Here is a 921-nt window from a genome sequence, read left to right on the forward strand (position 1 = left end):
GCCAACATGGCGTCGTTGCTAAAGCCCTTGGGAGGGGTTGTGAACTTGATTGGCAGCGCCGTCGGGGCTGTCCGATACGAGTTAGGCAACATTGTTAGCGCAGCTTTCGACCAATTACTCAAGATATTGGGCGCAGCCTTTTACCAGTTTTGGATATTTATTCAAGGCTACCCGGCGTTATGGAGCATTTTCGTTACGGTCGGCACTTTTGTAATCATAGGCGCTTGGGTAGCACTAGTTTTACTTTTTATTGCAACAGGTACTCCCATTCCGATGTTCTTCCCGATCTAACAGACGCGCTCTGCGTTGCGGCCTGCCTCTTGGCCCTGGCCGGACATCGCCATCACCACCAGCGTCCACGTCCGGGACAACCGCGACGGCACCTTCAAAGCCGAGACACGCCTCGTCGTCGGCTAGACGCTGCCCGACCACGAACGTGAAAGGTTCGGCGAAGGAACGATGGAGAATCCAACCCTCGCGACCAACTCGTTGGGCGTCGATCCGACTGCGCGAACCTCACCGACCGCGCTGAGGGGGGCGTCATCTCAATACCCACGCCCGGCATTAAGCAAAACAAGCCACCATGGCCCGTATAAAGCAACACTTAAAAGAAACAGTAGCAAAAAGGGTACAATCGCTAGCAACATTAATAAAGATGTAATCATCGTTATCAATGTCTCTATTCCGGCTTGAATATTTGTTATCACATTCGCTATTAAATCGCTCATCGTGGACTGGGCGGTTGTGGCAGCAGCGGCAATCGGGGCCCCAATTGCTGTCAAGGGCTTGATCAGCGACGTGACGTTGGCCGCCTCAGCGCTGGCGTAGGAGGCGGCACTCGCAGTCAGGTGCTGCACGAACTGGTCCTGAAACGCCGCCGCCTTCCCGGCCAGCGCGTGATAGTCCTGGGCGTAACCGGCG

At 55.2% G+C, this 921-nt stretch carries 2 protein-coding genes; one reads left to right on the plus strand and one right to left on the minus strand.

The window, feature by feature from the left end; translation table 11 throughout:
- A partial coding sequence (locus A5706_RS00565) for a hypothetical protein (RefSeq protein WP_231984910.1) occupies positions 1-291 on the plus strand: 291 nt, incomplete at its 5' end.
- 254 nt (positions 292-545) lie between these two features.
- Here A5706_RS00565 and A5706_RS31880 read toward each other — a convergent pair.
- A partial coding sequence (locus A5706_RS31880; protein WP_156766889.1) for a PE domain-containing protein occupies positions 546-921 on the minus strand: 376 nt, incomplete at its 5' end.

It is taken from the genome of Mycobacterium sp. E796 (genome assembly GCF_001672815.1).
Lineage (GTDB): Bacteria > Actinomycetota > Actinomycetes > Mycobacteriales > Mycobacteriaceae > Mycobacterium.